The organism is Ruminococcus sp., from assembly GCF_019417665.1.
GTDB lineage: Bacteria > Bacillota > Clostridia > Oscillospirales > Ruminococcaceae > Ruminococcus_C.
Genome location: NZ_DXUU01000035.1, coordinates 13,519 through 32,506 on the forward strand (window position 1 = coordinate 13,519; position 18,988 = coordinate 32,506).

The window sequence follows — 18,988 nt, forward strand, 5'->3', positions numbered from 1 at the left end:
AAAAAGAAGCGACTCAAATCGCTCCTTTTTAAGTATTCAGTGCATTCCTCGTCAACCGATAAATCTCCAGCCGTGACAGCGACTTCGGACTATTATTGGTCTGATTCACTGTCCGGCTGTTGTCGTTATTGTAGTAGTTGTTGACCGTACCGCCGGAACTGCTATTCAGAGCCGCACCGGAGATACCGTTCAAGCTGTAATTCAAATCAGAATCCATAGTCAGCTGCATTGCCTGAGCAACACCACCGACCGCCTTTTCCACATACTTCTTGCTCTTATTGATACCCTCAGCCAGACCTTTCATAAAGTCTGGCATCCAGCTTTCGTAATCCGTCAACGGACCTTTGTCCGGTACGGAAAAGTGCAGGAAATCACGAATGGTGTCTGCCACACCAGTGACCGTATCTGCCAGATTGCTTATCATACTCTTGATACCGTCAATGATACCGCTGATAATGTCTGCACCCCAATTCCACGCATCAGAAGCAAGCCCCTTGATCCAGTCAACCGCCGCCTGAAATCCGTCCTGAATGGCAGTTTTCACGCCGCTGACCTTTGTGGAAACAGCGCTTTTAATGCTGTCCCAGATGTTGGAAATCGTGGATTTGATGGTGTTCATGATGCTTGAAATCTTGCTGGAAATAGAATCCCAAACAGAAGAAACCACGCTTTTGATGCTGTTCAGAATGGGACTCAAAAAGCCATAAATCGCATTCCAGACCGAAGTTATCACGGACTGAATTGCACCAAGCACTGTATCAATGACGCTTTTAATAGCGTTCCATATGGTTTCAAAAGTAGTCTTAATGCCCTCTAAAATTGGAGTAAGAAAGGCAACAATGGCATTCCAGATAGCGGAAATTTTCTCCGAAATCCAGTCCATCGCCATGCCGATAAGAATCTGAATCGCCTGAAATATCGTTTCAAACAGGTACTTGAATGCATCCAGAAGAGGTGCAATGGTTTCATAAATGCTGTTCCAGACAGTCATAATGGTGTTGTAAATGGTCTGGAATACTGTGGAAACGATCGTATAGATGGCATTGAAAATATTGCTGAAAAAAGTGTAGATTCCAGTCCAGATGTTGACGAAAAAGTCTCGGATACCCATAACAATTCCGGTAAAAAACGTGGAAATACTCGTCCAGATATTCACAAAGAAGTCCCTGATAGAAGTCCATACCTCATCCCAGCTTGTACCGAACCACCCCAGCACCACATCGGCAATGCCTTTCAGGGTATTCAGAATGTTGGTAAACGTTGACACAATAAAGTTCCAGATGGAAGTAAATATGCCTTTAATGCCGTCCCACAACTGACTCCAGTTGCCGGTAAACAGACCAATAAATACATCCAGCAGTCCCAGAATGATTCCGGATATCTCAGAGAAAATATTTGCAATGTTCTGAAATACGCCCTCAAACACAGGGGCAAGCAAATTACATAACGCATCCCATGCTGCTTTCAGCATATCGGTGAAACTTTCAAAGTTGAATCCAAGCGCATTGATGCGGTCGGTGATGCCTTGCGTCAAACCGGAAAATGTACTCTTGATTTGTTCCCAGATACCAAGAATGTTATTTTTGAAGTTCTCATTTGTTTTCCATAGGTGCATGAATGCCGCTACAAGAGCCGCAATTGCCGCAACAACAGCAAGAATTGTTCCCAGAGAAACGCCTAGAGCACCAGTCACAGCGGTAATTCCGCCTTTGACTGCACCAATCGCAGCAGGTGCTTTTGATACAAGAGACAGAATACTGCCTACTCCTGAAATAGTTTTTCCCAATACAATGAGCATGGGTCCCAGAGTTGCCGCCACCAGAGCAATTTTCACAATGGTTTCTTTCGTTTGCGGGTCTAACTGATTCAGCTTATCCACCAATCCTTGAATATGGGAAACAATGGAACGAATGGCAGGCATCAGAATATCCGAAAAAGAAATCGCCAGTTCTTCCAGCTGAGATTTCAGAATGGTCAGCTGTCCGGCAAGGTTGTCCTGCATGGTTTCTGCCATGGAAAGAGACGTGCCGTCACAGTCAGAAATTGCACCGGATAGCTTGTCAATGTCCGCAGGAGCAGCGTTCATGAGAGCAAGGAAACCGGACATTGCATTTTTGCCCACAAGAGCCTGTGCAGCGGACGCCTGTTCTGATTCAGAAAGTCCGGCAAAAGCAACTCTGCAATCAGCCAGAATATCGAATAGTTCACGCATACTGCCGTCTGCGTTGGTGGTTTGAATTTCAACTTCACCAATGGATTCACCGCAGAATTTCACATCGCCTGCAAGGGCTGTCATAATAGAGCGCAATGATGTTCCTGCCTGAGTGGACTTGATTCCAGCGTTTGCCATCAAACCGATCGCCTCTGCTGTATCTTCTACAGAAAAGCCAAGAGAACCAGCAACCGGGGCAGCGTACTTAAAGGTTTCACCCATCATGCTCACATTGGTGTTGGCGTTGGAACTCGCCGCTGCCAGAACATCAGCAAAATGAGCACTGTCGGCAGCAGTCAATCCGAAAGCGGTCAATGCGTCAGTTACAATATCAGAGGTAGTGGCTAAATCTTCTCCCGATGCAGCAGCAAGATTCATGACACCTTCGATGCCGGAAAGCATATCCTCTGTTTTCCAGCCTGCCATTGCCATGTAGTTCATAGCTTCGGCTGCCTCAGAAGCAGAAAATTTCGTCTGGGAACCCATTTCACGTGCTTTATCTCGTAAGGCCTGCAGATCATCACCAGTCGCACCAGATACAGCGGCGACCTTGCTCATGGCAGCATCGAAGTCTGCGCCAGTTTTGACCGCAACGGTTCCCAGTGCAGTGATTCCGGCAGTCACAGGGAGCAGTTTTTCACCTGCACCGGAAATCTTGTCACCAACATTCTGCATTACTTCACCAGCTGCACCGATTTTCGCAAATGCTGTATTTGTTTTATCCGCTTCTGTTTGCAGATTCCGCAGTTCCTGTTCCGTTTCGATGATTTCACGCTGGAGGGCATCGTATTGTTCCTGTGAAATTTCGCCGTTTGCAAGGGCTGTATTTGCCTGTTCTGCCGCAGTTTTGAGGGTTTCCAGTTTTTCTTTTGTGGAGGAAACCGCATCGGCTAACAGCTTCTGCTTCTGGGAGAGTAATTCTGTATTACTTGGATCCAGTTTCAGCAGCTTTTCCACGTCTTTCAGCTGTGTCTGGGTAGTGCGGATATTTTTGTTGACACCTTCCAGTGCCTTGGAAAGCTTGGTGGTGTCACCGTTGATCTCGACTGTGATGCCCTTGATTCTGTTTGCCATGCGACTTCACCTCCTCTGTGAGGGCATGAAAAAAAGAGCCTGTTTCGGCTCTTGAATGTATATAAAAAGCACCGCCGGAGCGATGCTTTTATAATGATGAAATTGTTTATTCTTCGTCCTTAAAAAGAACACGCATATAATCGCTTTTGCCATAGAGGACTCTGTCGATGTATACATCAGTTCTGTTTGTGCGATAAAATGCCATATAGTTTCCGTGGATGACATAACGATAGCCGCTGTTCAATCCAGAAAGAAAATAAAGCGGCGTACCCATTTCAGGTTGCTCTGCCAGCATATCCACAGCATTCATGATACCATCAATCGTATTCTGTGCAGCAATAGGATTGCAAAGGCTCTGAGAAATATATGTCCAGATTTCATCAAGGTCATTCAGTGCAATCGGGGAATAATGTATCTCAGCCATTTGATTTTCTCCTGAAATGTTCCCTTACATCATCGGATGATAGCCATCCCTGTTCTTCACCGGCTTTTCTGCCTTTTTCCAGCTCGCACATCAGACGAAGGGCAGCCTTTGTCTTTTCATATTCTTCCTGTTCAGCGATATCAACAATTGCATAGCAACCTCTGCCGTTTTTCGTCAGATAAACAGGTGCGCCGAAAGCAACATCCTGTAAAACAGCGGAATAGTTTCTTAAATCGGAAATCGGTTTAATCGTCGGCATAGAAACACGCCCTTTCTTTTAGGTTACTTCTATTATAACCGATTTTTACGCAAAAGTCAACATCAAGTTTTACTGCGAATTTCACTTAAAATTGATCGAAGTCAGACTGCTGTGCCTTATAATCATACTTCACATCATCATTCTCCCGTTCGGTAAACATATCATTCACCAGCCCAATCGTCAACAATTCCAGATCGCCTATTGACAGACCTAATTGCACACATCGCAACAGAAAAAGCGGTGTCGTCATTTCTCTGTCAATCGGGCGATGTTTTTTTTAGATTCCACCTGCGTTTCGATGTTCAGTCCCCAAAGTTCAATCAGTTGTGGGAGAATTTCATAAATACTGAACGTGTTAAATTTCTCAAGCCAATCATCCGGAGAGGAAGGAACATTGTCAGGGTCAGCGTGTTTTGCCATGATATAGGCGATATTCTCAAAGACTTCAAGGCTCTCAATGTCCAGTCCGGAGTTATCAGTATCACCTTCGGATACAGATTTCTGTAGTGCAGCAAAATCCTTGTAAATGTCTCTTCCCAATTTCAGACGGTATAATCTTGGCACTGCAGCGCTTGCCTTAAATGGTACTTCTATCCCGTCCACCAGAATATTTTTCTTGATTGCCATAGAATCACCCCTTACGATTTCGTTGTGGTCGTTGTTGTCGTGGTCTTCACAGATGTATCCGGATTATACGGCATTTTATACCAGTTGTTGTAGGTGGTTTCGTCTGTTTCTTCACAGGTTTTCGCCTTCACCAAGCCTGTCGGAAGTGCCGTTGCTGTGAGAGACAGTGTTTCTGTCTTAACCTCAGTAGAATCTTCTGTTGTCTGCCCTTCTGTTGCAGGACGGCTTGCACTGCAGCAGTAGAGGACGTGACGAATCTTGTGCTTGTCACCGGAGAACTCAAACATCAATGCAAACTGCGCAGGTTCTGCATCATTCTGTTCTACAAGCACACCATGGTTATCCAGAATTTCACCAAGAATTTCTGTGGCAAATTCTGTGGTAACAAGCGCCACTTCGAGATCGCCCTCATAACCGGAATTGTTATTGATGACGTAATACACCCCATTGTCGGCATAGAAATTTTCGTTGCCGCCGTTGGCATCAATAGACAATGAAACTGCACCAGGAAGGCTTACGGATTCGCCATATGCCGGCACCGTCTTGTTTCCATCAGAATCTTCGCCCCATTGGATAATCTTTGCCCAATGCACATTGGACAAGCCAAATTTCACCTTGTTTCTTTTCTTTGCCATAAATCAAACCTCCGTTTCGTAAAGTACTTCATAGAGCTTTTCTGACTCAATCCATACCTCAGATTTGTTGTAAAAAATATGATGCTGTCTTAAAATATCCTCCACACGCTCTTCCGTTTCCGGGGATTTTTCATCGGTGTACAATTCGATATCCAGCATCTTAAAACTGTGATACATCAGATTATCTGCGCCGAATGTATGCTCTCCCGGAGAAAGAAAAAGCAGAAACGGAGGATTCGGACTTTCTCCCTCGGCAAAATGATGGTAAGAAAAGGGTAGTCCAATTTCCTGTATCATTTCGTTGATTTCTTCATAGGTCATGATAATGCCTTTCTGATAAGATTCTCCAGTAATTCTTCACCGTTCTGTTCAGCCGGAGCAATATGCGGTCGGGCAGCAACACGACCGCCGCCACGTTTGGCATGACCATGCTCCAGCAAATGTGCAAGCTGATAGCGATTTTTGGAATGCACCGTCATTTCAAGTGAATGACTGTTCTCACTGACCTTTTTCGTTGTCCAGCTTTTTGAATAAGCACCAGTGTCTTTCGGGGCATTGGAAGATATCTCTTTCTTGACTTCCGTAGCAGTTTTCCGGACTGCCTTTTTCATTTCTGTATCTGCAAGGTCTGCATATTCCTGCAATCCTTTCATGATCTCAGATGCCATATCGTCAACAGAAGTCATCGCAATCACCAGCCTTTCTTGTCCCTGCAACAATTTTCATATAGTCCAGTGATTTGTAATTCGGCAGAACGCCGTCTATGTTATAGGTCAGCCCACGGAACAGAATCTTGTGGGTTGTGGAATTGATACGCATGGTATCCGGTGTCTGCCGCACAGTAAATTCCAGAGAGATAACCTCTTTAGTCACGCCCGCTTCTGTGGTTTCAGAAGAAGATTTTACATTGACAGCAGCCCAGCAGGAGAATAATTCCTCCCACTGTGCCTTGTGGTTGCCGATGCTGTCAATTTTCGTGTTGTGCTCCAGAATGGTGATTCGCTGATTAAGATTTCCGATTTCCATCAGATTACCCCCTCACGCTGTGCAAAAAGAATAGAACGGAGCGTTAGCGTCAACTTTTTATAATCCGCTGTATTGCGGTTTTCATAAAGATAGCCAAGTGCGAACAGCATAGCCGTCCGCACCGTATCTTCATTTTGTGTAAGCTCTTCTTCGTCCATTCTGCCTACGTCCATGCACAGCTTTTTCGCTGTCAGAAGTAAGTCCTGAATCAGCTTGTCATCCTCGCAGTGATCTACACGAAGATAATTTTTTGCCTCTTGTAATGTTACCACCCACTCCAGCCCCTTTCTGCTATTATGCCTTTGTTGTGGATGTGCCCTTGATAGTCAATGTCTTTACAGCTTCTGGGAGAATCAGCTTTCCGTCAACACGCTGCGACGCTAGGAAACCAATCTGTCCGTTCATTGCAAACAACTCATTCAGACGTTTAAGGGAACGTCCCTGTCTGTCGGCAATCCAGTAATAACTCATGTCACCAAATGCAATAGCCTTATTTCCGGCATCGGGTGTTGGTGCATACACAGAGGTCACATAAGGTCTGTTCAGAATAGTATCGGGAATGCCCTGTGAAACGGAAGGCTGCCACAAATAATTTCCGTTATTATCCTTAATCTTGCGGAGTGCTTTCAATGTCTGCTCGTTCAGCAACCATACAGCCTTTTTGCGATATGGACTTTTCAGAGAATAGAAAAGTTCCATCATATCGTCAAAAGTGATAGCTGCCCCGGCTGAAGTCGCACCGTTCTCCGCACCGCCTGTTGCGGCAAAAATACCGGTAGGTTTGCCCTTGCCGTCACCGATAAGGAATGCATCTTCCTCCTTGGTGCCGATTCTGCGGGCAAATTCCTTAGCAATGTAACTGGGCAGGTCAAAAACAGAATCGTTCAGAAGCTCCTCGGAAATCTTGATAGCAGTTCCCACCTTGTATGCAGAAAGTGCAATCTGACCGAAAGCATCATCGGAGAGGGTGTATGCTTCTTCCTCCTCCATCCAACATGCCTCGCCCTTCTGGGTAATAACCGGAATTTTTCTGTCGCCGCTGGAAGTCTGAATTTTTGTGGCAAGAGGACGGAAAACATTTTCCTCTTCAAGTGAGTCAATCAACTTTTTCTCAAATTCATCGGGACAGAGATAACCACCCTCGGAGTCAGTGCCGATCTGTAAATCATTACGAACATCAATGAAATTACGGTTGCGGATATTGTTCCAGAAAGCTTTGCTGTAGCTGTCCGATGCAGTGCCGGTCTTTTCTGTCTGTTCTGTATGTGCGCCGGGAGCAGATACAAGAGGTACAGACGTTGCAGCATTCATCTCTCGGCTAAGTTTTTCCTGTCGTTCAAGACGTTCAATTTCCTTGCCGTAAGCCACAATCTGCTGTTCCATATCATCATAAGTTTTGCTGTCCTCTTCGGAAAGCAGGCCACTGTCGTTACGCTTGGAGTCAAGAAAGTCTCTTGCATCGTCCCAAGCCTTTGCTCTTTTTTCTCTCAGTTCTTTAATAGTCATAAAAAATTCCTCCTTGTTATTTCAGTAATGCCAGACGTTTATCCAGCTGATTTATGGGCACACCTTGCTGTGCAGATGCGGATATTTTCTGCATCAGTGATGCAGTAGTTTTTGAGGGAGAATAAATCATAGAATCGGGAGTTTTTCTTTGCTTGTCCGGTTTCTGTTCTTTCTCATTTTCATCTGGTTCTTCTGTAGGTTCTGTTTTCAATGGCTCATCGTTTTCTTCCTCCTCATCGGGTTCAGCCTGTGGCTCATCTTTCTTGTCTGTAAAAAGAATACCATCAACAAACCCAAGCTGAAGCGCCTTTTTTGCGTTAAGCCAGGTTTCATCATCCATCATCTTTGCAATTTTATTTCTGCTGAGATGTGTTTTTTCTTCATAGGCATTGATGATAGATTCCTTTACTTCATCAAGAAGAGTAATAACTTTCTCCATTTCAGCCTTATTTCCCATTGCAATTGTACTGGGATTATGCACCATAAGCATACCTGTAGGTGAGATAAATGTTTCATCACCTGCCATAGCAACAACTGATGCTGCAGATGCCGCAAGGCTGTCGATTTTCACGGTAATCTTTCCTTTGTGATTTCTGAGCATTGTATATATCTGACTTGCTGCGAACACATCGCCGCCTGGCGAGCAGAGCCAGACTGTCAGATTACCGGGGTGCTTGCTTAATTCATCTTTAAATAGTCCCGGTGTGATCTCGTCTCCGTACCAGGTACTGTCAGAGATAGGACCTTCAAAATAAAGTTCCGTTTCTCCTGTATCCTCATTCTTTATCCAGTTCCAGAATTTCTCCATTTGGGGTTTCCTCCTTTTTGTAATTTACGCCAATATAGTCCAGAACCTTTCCAAGTCCCAGACCTTTGTTATCCGGAAGCCACACGCCGCTTTCATCTGTTCCTCCGCCTATACAATAGTTATACAGTTTCGGGTGGGTTGCCGCCAGTTTCTGAAAACGGTTCGGCTCTTTTTCAAGATGACAGCCAAACATACAAAAAACGCAGCCTGTTCGGTCTGCGCCTGTGGTTTTGTATTTTCCATTTTCATCTATGTAAATATCGCCATATACCTCTTTGGCGTATGGGATTTTGTAAGTGTAAATATATTGTAGAACGTCCTGTTCTGTCCAGAATGACATAGGCTGTGAGCGAGGACGCTTTGCATCAAAAGCATTGCAGCCATGAATCAGCCACTGTTCTTTTCGGAGACGACTTTCACAAGCCATTGTTGCTACAATAGGAACCCTGCCTGTTTCTTTTTCATACTGTTTCATGGGATTTTTCTTCATAACAGTGCAGCATTCGGAAGAACAGTTAAAAGGTGCGTCAAGTAGGTACTTCCATTTTTCACAGTTATACTGACTTTTCTGACCATTCTTATCAACTGCAAGACCGCACAGCTTTTTGTAATCTCCGTGTGATTCCTCACGTCCTTCAGCAATTGCTTTCTTCGCATACTGCACACGCCTTGCCACTTCTTTTGAAATGACAGGATAACCATATTTTTCGATAACCTGTCGAAAGGTCATCTTCGGGCGTATAATCGTTACATTTTCACAGCTTTTAACAAAGGCTTTGATTTCGGGATATTCAAGTCCGGTATCACAAAAGACTGACGGAATGTCATATACGCCTGGAGTTTTGCTGATAATGTCACGCAGCACTACAGAATCCTTTCCGCCTGAGAAACTGCAGTATATATCACCGCCGTAATGATTATACCAATCCCGTATGCGATTTTCTGTCATTCGTATTTTAATATCAAGGGGCAGGGACTGCATCTGATAAAGCTCACTTATCTGATGTTTCATTGCTGTTTTCACCGCCCTTCTGTTCATAAGCCGCCCCAGCTTCAGAAAGTTTTGTAAACGAACCATTACAGAGGTACAAGTCGCCGCCTTCTTCGTCAGGAATCATATTCATATCTTCAAGTTCTCGGATGTCATTCGCCGACATCCAGCCGTTCTGACGTGCTGTGGCATAGCCCTGCATTCTGGAAGCATAATCACCACGAAGTAATCCGTCAACATTGAATTTAATGAAATACTGTCCTTTTTCAGAATCTGTAAGCAATGCTTTCATAAGTCCCTGTTCCCAACGTACAATCCAGGGGTCAAGGCTGTATTTCACGAAATCAAGTGACAGGTGTTCAACATTTGAAAATGTGGCATGGTCAAGGTCGCCAATCATATGGAGAGGTACTCTGTATAGCCTTGCGATTTCTTCAATCTGAAACTTTCTGGTTTCAAGGAACTGAGCCTCATTATTCGGAATTGCAATGGGAGTAAATTTCATGCCTTCTTCGAGGACTGCAACCTTGTGGGCGTTTCTGCCGCCATAGGCTCTCTGCCATGCGTCACGCACACGCTCCGGATTTTTTATAACTCCTGGGTGTTCAAGTACACCGCTTGGAGATGCTCCGTTTCCGAAAAATGACGCACCATACTCCTCGCAGGCTATAGAAATACCGATTGCATTTTTAGCAAGTGCAATCGGAGAATATCCTACCAATCCATCAAATCCAAGTCCTGGAATATGCAGTACTTCGTCGGCGTAGAGAACAATGTCACCTTGTTCTTTCATATTCGGATTCTGCTCATCATAACGGCTGTAAATATATATCAAGCGGTTTTTATCGTCACGGTCTACTTTCATCTTGTCGGGCATCAATGGATACAGTCCGATAACATCACCTCTGCCGTTTCGGATAATCTGTGCATAGGCATTGCCGTAAATCAGCAGATGGCTCATCAGTGTTTCACGGAATACAAATGATGTCATTTCAGGATTAGGCTGGTCGTGAAGCAAAAAGTAAAGCGGGTGATTTGGCACTCGCTCTTTTCCTTTATCGTTGTATTTGTACACATGAAGCGGTAATTGTGCGATTGCCTCCGACAGCACTCTCACGCAGGCATAAACCGCAATATGCTGTAAGGCTGTTCTGTCGGTGACACGTTTACCGCTGTTGGCTCGTCCGAAGAAATATGTATAGGACGGGCTGTCGTAACTGTTCTGTGGCTTATCTCTGGACTTGAATAGTCCTGTGAAAATACCCATAGAAATCAGCTCCTTTCAGTTGACTTTGAAGGTATGGGTGTGGTATAATATGCTAAACAGAATGTAGAGCGGTTGCTCTACAAATCGGAATTTGATTTTAGGGAGGAATTAAGATGAACATTGCTATACTTGGAATAGGTCATATTGCTGAAAAGATGGCTGCTGCTATAAGTGGTCTTGATGATAATTATAAACCATACGCAGCGGCTTCAAGAAGTATTGAAAATGCAACAAGGTTTGCTAAAAAATGGAGATTTGAAAAATCATATGGTTCATATAAAGATTTGCTTGATGATGAAAATATAGATTTGGTTTATATAGCCACGCCTCATTCATTTCATTATGAACAGGCATTGATGTGTTTAAATGCTGGTAAAAATATACTTGTTGAAAAAGCTTTTACAGCAAATTATTTTCAGGCAAAGGAAATTCTTGATATTTCAAAATCAAAAAAATTGCTTGCAGCCGAAGCAATATGGACACGATATATGCCGAGCAGATATATTTTAAATGAACTTATTGAAAGTAGAATAATTGGCGATGCAATTTCTGTTACTGCAAGCCTATGCTATCCAATTGAGAATATAAAACGTCTACGAGATCCATCACTTGCAGGAGGAACTTTGCTTGACTTAGGGATATATCCTCTGAATTTTTCATCAATGATTTTTGGAAACAAAATCAAATCACTTAACGGCAACTGCATTAAACTCGAAACAGGAGTTGATGCTCAGGAATCTGTATCCATAGAATATGAAAATGGCAGTTTTGCAAGTCTTTTCAGTTCAATTAGAACTCCAGGTGACAGAAATGGTGTGATTTATGGAACAAAGGGATATATCACTGTACAGAATATAAATAATCCTGAAATAATACGTGTTTATAATTCTGACCATGAAATGGTAAAAGAAATTTTTTCTCCGTCACAGATAAACGGATATGAATATGAGCTTATGGCTTGCCATGATGCAATTATGAATGGTGAATCTGAATGTAAGGATATGCCGCATTCTGAAACCCTTGAAATTATGAGACAGATGGATTATCTTCGTGATTTGTGGGGCATAAAATATCCTTTTGAATGATACGTATTTCTTAGCAGCATGACGTTTAAATTCCAGTTTATAGGATAACCACAACTACAAAATCAGCATCTCCCTCGAATCATAAACAGACTCATCAGAAACACATCCACAGCGAATTGCACGGTCGAGAGCCATAATCATGGCAACAGCACCGTCAATTTTCTCTGTGGATTTTTCTTTGTCCGGCTTTATATTTCCGGCAGGGTCACGCCTTATGAAAATATTGTCCATCATCCACCGTAGAACCGGGTGACCGTTATGAGCAAGGGTCTGTTCAAGGGTCAGTTTCATCAGTTCTTTTGTAGGCGGTGACATATCCTTGTAACCCTGCCCGAACTGAACCATTGTAAAGCCAAGACCATCAAGGTTCTGCGACATCTGCACGGCACCCCATCTATCAAATGCAATTTCTTTGATGTTGAATTTCTGTCCCAGTTCATCGATGAAGTTTTCGATAAAGCCGTAGTGGACAACGTTGCCCTCAGTAGTTTTCAGGTAACCCTGCCGTTCCCAAATATCATATGGAACGTGGTCACGCCTTACACGGAGAGGCAGTGTTTCTTCCGGTAACCAGAAGTAAGGCAGAACGTAGTAATGCTCATCATCCTCTGTTGGTGGAAAAACAAGAACGAATGCCGTAATGTCAGTTGTAGAGGAAAGGTCAAGACCACCGTAGCAGACACGTCCTGCAAGGTCATCTTCATCAAACGCTACTTTGCATTTATCCCATTTCTCCATAGGCATCCAGCGAACAGCTTGTTTTACCCATTGATTCAGACGGAGTTGCCTGAAAGCGTTCTCCTCGCCGGGAGTTTCCTTTGCTGAATTACACGCAGCTACAACCTTATCCATTCCGATAGTCTTGTCAAGGCTTGGATTTGCTTTCTTCCATACTTTCGGGTCAGTCCAGTCCTCAGATTCATCTGCACCATAAATTACCGGATAAAAAGTTGGGTCATGTTTTCTGCCCTCAATAATATCTTTTGCCTTTTGGTGTACTTCATAGCAGATGCTGTTGGTGTCTGTTCCTGCCGTGGTGATAAGGAAATAAAGTGGCTGCATTCTTGCATCACCAGAGCCCTTGGTCATTACATCAAAAAGTTTTCTGTTTGGCTGTGTATGCAATTCATCAAAGACAACTCCGTGAATGTTGAATCCGTGTTTTGAGTAAGCCTCAGCTGAAAGTACCTGATAAAAGCTGTTAGTTGGAATGTACACGATACGCTTTTGTGAGGTCAGAATTTTTACACGCTTATTCAGTGCGGGACACATTCGCACCATATCTGCTGCAACATCAAATACAATGGCGGCTTGCTGTCGGTCAGCGGCGCAGCCGTAAACCTCGGCTCGTTCTTCACCATCACCACAGGTGAGTAGTAGCGCAACGGCGGCCGCCAGTTCACTGTTGTGCGTCGGTAAAAATGAATGTCCTACACAATAAAGATGCGATGGGCTATCAACCTGAATGCACTGCATTCCGGGATTTTCAATTTTCTCAATGGAATCAATATATCGGAAATGACTGCGTGATCCTGGATTTCTCTTTACAGCATTTTTCATTTTTCTTTTCAGCCCTGCAACAGGAACATCATTAAAGGCTGTAAATTTTACATAGTATAAAGTTTCACCTGTTTCAACTCTTCCACATTCACGGCTCGGCTTTGTCCGGTCAATTCTCTGTGTTGAAACAGCGGTAGTGATTGCATTTTTGATACCAAGGCTCCATAACAATTCACTCACACTTTCGGCAAGTGCCTTTTCTGTAGAAGTATAGATTGCCTGTCCCCGCACATTGCTGATTGCTCCGTCAGAATCCATAAGTCCCTGTAATAAAGAAAATCTCTGTGAAACAGAGGCACGAAGATATTCTATTGGTATTTTCTTATCGTGGAATGATTTTAACAGCACAGCTTTCAAGTCAGGGACCGGACATATCTCAGAATCACCTGTATTCTTCCATCTTCTTTTCAACTTATGATATGGCCATATCCTATCTAAAACTTCCGGTATATCACAAGTTTGAATGGTAAGTTCCGGCTTAACAGCATTTCCATTGCCTAACCAATATCCCATAAGATATGGATCAACAGGCAGTTCTTTTTCAGCGATGTTCATAGCATCTGCAATGTGAATACGGAAACGATAACATCCACAGGAATCACAGGAACGATTATATAAATCTTCAGTTGAAATGCTAGTTTTTCTGACTTTCCCATTTGTAAGCTCGCCTGTCCACAAATGCCGTGCTCCTGCAACTATGGTTTCTCCGTCCTTAAATCTTATCTTGTATCCTTGCTCTTCATAATCAACAGGACTTTTTGCAATAACATGGCAGATGTTACCTTTCTCATCAAACAATTCATCACCAATCTGAATATCAGCCATTGTTGTAAAACCGTGCGGAGTAGGTATGGGTGTATTCAATGCCAGCTGCTTACCGTTTTTCTTGGGAATTTCAATGTACGCAGTATTAAACTGACGATATCCGTTCGGTTTTAAAATACCAAAAAGGTCACGGATAATCTGTTCCTGCCAGTCCAGCAATTCAAACTTTTTTCCTGCCCATGTTCCTTTGGTATGACTAAGGCATTCGATAAAATTTACAGCGTAATCTGCTGATTTTTTATCGTACCTTGAATCTTCTGCCATGAATTCTGTCGGTTTGTATTTTGCCATTTTTATCACCACCCAACAAAAAAGACCTGCCAAAAGCAAGTCTTTCTAAAATATTTTGGTCACAGCTTGCAGGAGTCAGCTGCTTGCTGTGTTTTGTACGACCGCCCGAGCCTTGCGGCTCCGGGTTTTTTTGAATTGTTCTGTGTTCAGTTGTACTCTTTCAGTAGAACCGCCAGCGCAGTTTCTGTGTCCCTATCCGCCAGCGGAACATCCAGCCCTCTGTCAAAGTTGAATACAATCTCACCGTTTCGTTTCAGCATGATTTTTGATGCCCTGCCTTCCTCGCATCCGTAAATGGAAGGCTCCTCGTAATGCTTCACCCAATAGTGAAATACGCTTGTTCCGATTTTGATACTTCCTTCTGCCCACATAATTTTCGCTCCTTTTTTTGTGTCTTTTTGCCTTTCGGCATGATGTATATTACCTCTTTTCAGGAGATAAGTCAACGGTATTTTGAATCATATACTGCACAAAGATGCAGGCAGTGAATTGTGTACATTAGCCACGGCAATAGCAACCGCTGTGTTGCTCTTTGTGGGGCGGTGCTTTCGGCGGGAAAACGATTCGGAGGAAAAAAAACGTCCCCCCACAGGCCAAAGAGGGGGCGGGAGGAGCCACCCAGCCCTTCTGCCCCTGGCCTTGCTATTTTATTTTGTAGGGCTTTATCTTCCGGTCTCGCATTCCCACATAAATTCTGCCCAGGCTTCGTACTGCTCTCTGCGAAGTTCCTCTTCGTCAATTTCTTCGGTCTTGTAGTCGATGCTGATCAGTTCTTCAAAGGTCGTACCCTGTTCTGCTGCATCCTCTCTGGCGTATTCCTCGGCGTATTTTTCGTCGAAGTTTTCCGCCTCCCAACCGGCAAGTTCCAGTTCGTATTCCCATTCTGCATCTGCCCATGTAATTGTTACCTTTGTGATTCTTTCCATTTTCGTTTCCTCCGTTTTGGTTGTTTTTCGGTGCGGTTTTCCCGTTCCGTTGTGTGTATATTACCATACCTCCGGGAGTATATCAAGCGGCTAGATGTACAGAAAAACAGGCAAAAATACAGCCCTGTCATTGTGTGTATCCGACAAGGCTGATTGAGATATTCGGCGTCTTATACCGGTTGCTTTTTCCAAGGATATGTGATATACTGGAAGAGAAAATTGATTCGGAATCAAGGTGTATGATTATGTGGCTGCTTTTTGCAATCCTATCGTCCGTTTTTGCCGCGTTGACTTCTATTCTGGCAAAAGTGGGAATTGATGGTGTAAATTCCAATCTTGCAACAGCCATAAGAACTGCTGTTGTTCTTGTTATGGCATGGGGAATGGTTTTCTTAACCAATGCTCAGTCAGGGATCACACAGATCGGAAGGAAAAGCTGGATATTTTTAATCTTATCCGGGCTTGCAACCGGTGTTTCCTGGCTCTGCTATTATAAAGCATTACAAATGGGAGAGGCATCTAAAGTCGTCCCAATTGATAAGCTCAGCGTTGTGATAACTTTGCTTCTTGCGTTTGTATTTTTGCATGAGAAATTTACCGTGAAGTCGGCGGTTGGTTGTGTTTTAATTGCTGTTGGTACATTGGTTATGGTACTGTGACATCAGAAACAAGCCGCCACATTGCCGTTTGTGGGGCTTGTTTCTGCATTGGGTTAGTATTCGGAATCACTGACTCTTGCCGCTATAGGCGAACGTGGCGGCTGTCAGTCCCTTATCACAATCGGCATCAGACTGTTGGGAGTTGGAATGAAAAGTTCGATGTTCCAGAAACGCTGTTTGTACTTTTCTGTAAGTTCAGCGGAAAGGTCTGTGAAATCTTCCTTGCCAAGTCCGGCAATGAAGAATGTTCCTTTGATAACATCATGAATTTCAGGAAGAAGTCTGTTCCACTGGGTATCGGATTTCAACTTTGCCTCGTCATCGCAGATAAGGGCAACTGCCTCTTTAAATGGGTAAATTGCCTGAATGTAACCGCCGACCGTTTTCTGAAGTGATTCAAGGCTTCCATCAATATCGGTTTCTCTTGGGTGCTTGCCCGGTTCAACAATAAGTATGTGCATGGGTTTCTCCTTTTCTGAGCCATACCGGGGCGGTGATTTCCGCCCCTTGGCTCTTTGCTTTTTAGTTCAGCTTCATGTGAATTGCAGGAATAATTTTCGGCTTACCGGTTATCAAATCGGTATACTCCGCTGTCACTTCGGTCAGCCCATTCATGTAAAATCCCTGCTTTTCAAAAGCGGCAAGGGTAGGAATCAAGCTGCTGAAGGTGCTGGAAATCGTAAACTCGGTGATGCCCTTTGCTTTTAGAAAATCGGCGATTGGTTCGATATCCTCTTCCCAGATGACCTCTGGAAAATCAATCAGCTCGTTTCCGTTCTGCTTACTTTTGCGGTATGCCCAGTAAAGGGTCAGGTTCAAGTTGTTTTCCCGGAAAAATTCGTTTCCCTTTGTGGCTGCCTGTTCAAAAAGTTCAATTGTTTTCATAGTGTTTTCCTCCATGTTTCGTTGTTTTTTGCCCTTTGGCTGTATGTATATTACCTCTGTTTCCGGAATAAGTCAACGATATTCAGAGGAATATATCACACAAAGATTGCGGGGGAAAACTGTGTATGATTGACGCTTGCACAAGAGCCGTTTTGTTGCCCTGTGTGCCGCCGTTCTGTGGAAAGCAATTATTTTGCGGAGGAAATCAGAACGGCGAACGTGGGGCGGTGTGGCGGCTTATTCAGCCGAATTGTGCCGATGCAGAATGGAGAGAATCTTTTCCTGTTCCTCTTTGGAAATGCCGATGCTTTCCAACGCCTGTCTGCTGCCACAGTCCGGACAAATCAGCGTCTGGTTATCGGTTCTGGAAAGCGCAGGAACGCCATGATATTCTATGCCGCAAAGCGGACAAATTCTGGTTTCTTTTTCAGCCATTTTCATTTTCCACACTTCCTCTCACTTAAGTCGAACGCAAGCCGCAGATGCTTTAAATCAAAGCCAAAATCACGGTAGCCCTGAACGCAGGTCTGCACATAGGCGTGGCTTGGAATCCCAAGCTTTCGCTTCTCGTGCATGATGTACACAAATGCTGTCAGCTTTTTGGTTTTGTCGTCTTTCCAGCATTTTACCGGCAGTTCCATTTCCGTTTTGTAGTAAAAATCGGGGAATCCCTCGTAGCGGTCAAGAGCCAGTTCATCACGCTTTGAAACTGCCCAGACGGCAACCGGAACTATGCCGCCTTTTTTCTTTTCAATGGTGAGACAGGAACCGGTCTTGCTGCCCTTGAACAGCAGCTGATAATCTTTGATTTTCGCCGTTCCCACCACTTTGGCATCAGGACAGCGGAATCGCATCTGCTGCACGTTCAGGTTGCTGCCGTAGGCAAGGTAAAATTTTGTCATCGTAATCAAATCCTTTCCGAAAGGAATACCCTTTCACCACCATAAGACCGCCGGAGCGGTCTGAATGGGTTGGTAGCAAAAGGCTATGCCTTTATCTGCCGAATCGGAATGCGGCATCGCCGCTTAGGTTTCTGGTCAGAAAATCTCTTGCTGTGGCAAATTCTTCACCAACCAGTCCCAGTCGAATCAGCCAAGTCCGCATGGCGAACTTTGGGTTTTCGGTCTGCTGTGGTTTTGGACTTGCTGTTCTTAGTTCCTTTGCCATTTCAGAAAGGGCAAGACAAAGCTGAATGTAGCTTTTTAGCTGTCCGGCGTGAAGTCCGTTTTTCCGTTCCGCCGTTGGCTTGTCAAACTGGAAAAGCCGGAATTCAATCGTGCCCTTTGTAAAGGTTGCGTGGAAGTTCAGCATATGGTATCGGCTGTCATTGTAATGGTGGTCTCTGCCGTAGTTTGCACCGTTTGCTGTGTACCAAAGGTCTGCAAGCTGTGCCATGGTTGCAGGCTTTTTCTTGTTCACCTTTTCGATGAATTCGGGACTTACCGTTCTGCAGTAGCGGTTCATTCTGCCTTGGTCAATTTTCAGGGCATCGGCAATCAGTTTTTCATGGCTTGCCATGATGTTTGCAAGGTTGCGGAGTGTCTGCGGTGTGTGGCCGTTTGCACCGATGTGAATGTGAACCCCTGCCCCAATTCCTGCATGGCTGACTGCTCCGGCTTTTCTCAGTCGGCGAACAAGCTCCTGCAAGGTTTCAATATCCTCGTAGTGAAGAATCGGTGTCACCAGTTCGCACTTTTCACTGTCAGGGCCTGCAATGGAAACATCTCTTTGAAATTTCCACTCTCTGCCCTGTGCATCCCAGGCTGACCAGGTGCAATAGCCGTTTCTGCCGGCGGTGTTTTCGTATCGGCGTGTTTCGAAGAAGTCGGCGGCAATTTTTGCGGCTCGGTCTCTGGTGATGTGGTTCATCTCAATCTCCACGCCAATGGTCTGGTTTTTCAGGTTTTCGATCTGCTTTCTTGTCTTTT

Annotated in this window: 23 protein-coding genes; 2 read left to right on the forward strand and 21 right to left on the reverse strand. The window is 44.3% G+C overall.

The features are described 5' to 3' along the window. Nucleotides 1-28 precede the first annotated feature (28 nt). The 13 genes from QZ375_RS09670 to QZ375_RS09730 form a co-directional block, all read right to left on the reverse strand. Nucleotides 29-3,286: a phage tail tape measure protein gene (locus QZ375_RS09670; protein WP_295218406.1), complete on the reverse strand. Its 3,258-nt coding sequence runs from the start codon at nt 3,284-3,286 to the stop codon at nt 29-31. Nucleotides 3,287-3,392: 106 nt separating this feature from the next. Continuing rightward, nucleotides 3,393-3,710 carry a type II toxin-antitoxin system RelE/ParE family toxin gene (locus QZ375_RS09675; protein WP_295218409.1) on the reverse strand — a complete coding sequence of 106 codons (318 nt, stop codon included), beginning with the start codon at nt 3,708-3,710 and terminating at the stop codon, nt 3,393-3,395. Beyond that, the gene (locus QZ375_RS09680) at nt 3,703-3,969 is read right to left on the reverse strand and encodes a type II toxin-antitoxin system prevent-host-death family antitoxin (protein ID WP_295218412.1); all 267 of its coding nucleotides are present in this window, start codon (nt 3,967-3,969) and stop codon (nt 3,703-3,705) included. The genes QZ375_RS09675 and QZ375_RS09680 overlap by 8 nt, the downstream gene beginning before the upstream one ends. A 246-nt stretch (nt 3,970-4,215) precedes the next feature. Continuing rightward, nucleotides 4,216-4,596, reverse strand: a complete 381-nt coding sequence (locus tag QZ375_RS09685) for a hypothetical protein (protein ID WP_295218414.1) — start codon at nt 4,594-4,596, stop codon at nt 4,216-4,218. An 11-nt stretch (nt 4,597-4,607) separates the two neighbouring features. After that, a complete protein-coding gene (locus QZ375_RS09690; RefSeq protein ID WP_295218416.1) occupies nt 4,608-5,231 on the reverse strand; it encodes a major tail protein in 624 nt (207 codons plus the stop codon). Between the two features lie 3 nt (nt 5,232-5,234). Continuing rightward, nucleotides 5,235-5,552, reverse strand: coding sequence for a hypothetical protein (locus QZ375_RS09695; RefSeq protein WP_295218419.1), 318 nt, complete (start codon nt 5,550-5,552; stop codon nt 5,235-5,237). Continuing rightward, nucleotides 5,549-5,917, reverse strand: a complete 369-nt coding sequence (locus QZ375_RS09700; RefSeq protein WP_295218422.1) for an HK97 gp10 family phage protein — start codon at nt 5,915-5,917, stop codon at nt 5,549-5,551. The genes QZ375_RS09695 and QZ375_RS09700 overlap by 4 nt, the downstream gene beginning before the upstream one ends. Continuing rightward, the gene (locus QZ375_RS09705) at nt 5,904-6,257 is read right to left on the reverse strand and encodes a phage head closure protein (protein WP_295218424.1); all 354 of its coding nucleotides are present in this window, start codon (nt 6,255-6,257) and stop codon (nt 5,904-5,906) included. The genes QZ375_RS09700 and QZ375_RS09705 overlap by 14 nt, the downstream gene beginning before the upstream one ends. Then, nucleotides 6,257-6,529, reverse strand: a complete 273-nt coding sequence (locus QZ375_RS09710) for a head-tail connector protein (RefSeq protein WP_295218426.1) — start codon at nt 6,527-6,529, stop codon at nt 6,257-6,259. The genes QZ375_RS09705 and QZ375_RS09710 overlap by 1 nt, the downstream gene beginning before the upstream one ends. Nucleotides 6,530-6,551: 22 nt before the next feature. Then, nucleotides 6,552-7,763, reverse strand: coding sequence for a phage major capsid protein (locus QZ375_RS09715; RefSeq protein ID WP_295218429.1), 1,212 nt, complete (start codon nt 7,761-7,763; stop codon nt 6,552-6,554). A 16-nt stretch (nt 7,764-7,779) separates the two neighbouring features. After that, on the reverse strand, nt 7,780-8,571 hold the full coding sequence (locus tag QZ375_RS09720) for a head maturation protease, ClpP-related (RefSeq protein WP_295218432.1): 792 nt from the start codon (nt 8,569-8,571) through the stop codon (nt 7,780-7,782). Further along, nucleotides 8,540-9,583: a phosphoadenosine phosphosulfate reductase family protein gene (locus tag QZ375_RS09725; protein ID WP_295218435.1), complete on the reverse strand. Its 1,044-nt coding sequence runs from the start codon at nt 9,581-9,583 to the stop codon at nt 8,540-8,542. Before QZ375_RS09725 ends, QZ375_RS09720 begins: the two co-directional genes overlap by 32 nt. Next, entirely contained in the window at nt 9,564-10,829 is a 1,266-nt protein-coding gene (locus tag QZ375_RS09730; RefSeq protein ID WP_295218438.1) for a phage portal protein, read from the reverse strand. Before QZ375_RS09730 ends, QZ375_RS09725 begins: the two co-directional genes overlap by 20 nt. Before the next feature lie 113 nt (nt 10,830-10,942). On the opposite strand from QZ375_RS09730, the gene QZ375_RS09735 reads away from it, so the two are divergent. Further along, complete coding sequence (locus QZ375_RS09735) at nt 10,943-11,914, forward strand: Gfo/Idh/MocA family oxidoreductase (RefSeq protein WP_226943511.1); 972 nt, start codon at nt 10,943-10,945, stop codon at nt 11,912-11,914. Between the two features lie 54 nt (nt 11,915-11,968). Here QZ375_RS09735 and QZ375_RS09740 read toward each other — a convergent pair whose 3' ends face one another. The 3 genes from QZ375_RS09740 to QZ375_RS09750 all read right to left on the reverse strand — a co-directional run bounded on the left by QZ375_RS09740 (nt 11,969) and on the right by QZ375_RS09750 (nt 15,516). Beyond that, nucleotides 11,969-14,590 (reverse strand): terminase TerL endonuclease subunit, encoded by a 2,622-nt coding sequence (locus QZ375_RS09740; RefSeq protein WP_295218441.1) that lies wholly within the window; start codon nt 14,588-14,590, stop codon nt 11,969-11,971. 146 nt (nt 14,591-14,736) lie between these two features. Further along, nucleotides 14,737-14,961 (reverse strand): hypothetical protein, encoded by a 225-nt coding sequence (locus QZ375_RS09745; protein ID WP_295218444.1) that lies wholly within the window; start codon nt 14,959-14,961, stop codon nt 14,737-14,739. A gap of 291 nt (nt 14,962-15,252) precedes the next feature. Beyond that, nucleotides 15,253-15,516: a hypothetical protein gene (locus tag QZ375_RS09750; RefSeq protein WP_295218446.1), complete on the reverse strand. Its 264-nt coding sequence runs from the start codon at nt 15,514-15,516 to the stop codon at nt 15,253-15,255. A gap of 245 nt (nt 15,517-15,761) precedes the next feature. Here QZ375_RS09750 and QZ375_RS09755 point away from each other — a divergent pair, with 245 nt between their 5' ends. Beyond that, nucleotides 15,762-16,175: an EamA family transporter gene (locus QZ375_RS09755; protein ID WP_295218461.1), complete on the forward strand. Its 414-nt coding sequence runs from the start codon at nt 15,762-15,764 to the stop codon at nt 16,173-16,175. A 104-nt stretch (nt 16,176-16,279) separates the two neighbouring features. Here QZ375_RS09755 and QZ375_RS09760 read toward each other — a convergent pair whose 3' ends face one another. From QZ375_RS09760 to QZ375_RS09780, 5 genes are all read right to left on the reverse strand, one after another. After that, nucleotides 16,280-16,636 carry a DUF3846 domain-containing protein gene (locus tag QZ375_RS09760; protein ID WP_295218448.1) on the reverse strand — a complete coding sequence of 119 codons (357 nt, stop codon included), beginning with the start codon at nt 16,634-16,636 and terminating at the stop codon, nt 16,280-16,282. A gap of 61 nt (nt 16,637-16,697) precedes the next feature. After that, entirely contained in the window at nt 16,698-17,060 is a 363-nt protein-coding gene (locus tag QZ375_RS09765) for a hypothetical protein (protein WP_295218450.1), read from the reverse strand. Nucleotides 17,061-17,297: 237 nt separating this feature from the next. Then, a complete protein-coding gene (locus QZ375_RS09770; RefSeq protein ID WP_295218453.1) occupies nt 17,298-17,501 on the reverse strand; it encodes a hypothetical protein in 204 nt (67 codons plus the stop codon). Continuing rightward, nucleotides 17,498-17,962: a gamma-glutamylcyclotransferase family protein gene (locus tag QZ375_RS09775; RefSeq protein WP_295218456.1), complete on the reverse strand. Its 465-nt coding sequence runs from the start codon at nt 17,960-17,962 to the stop codon at nt 17,498-17,500. Before QZ375_RS09775 ends, QZ375_RS09770 begins: the two co-directional genes overlap by 4 nt. Nucleotides 17,963-18,053: 91 nt before the next feature. Beyond that, nucleotides 18,054-18,988, reverse strand: a 935-nt coding sequence (locus tag QZ375_RS09780) for an amidoligase family protein (RefSeq protein WP_295218458.1), incomplete at its 5' end; no start/stop codon positions are given.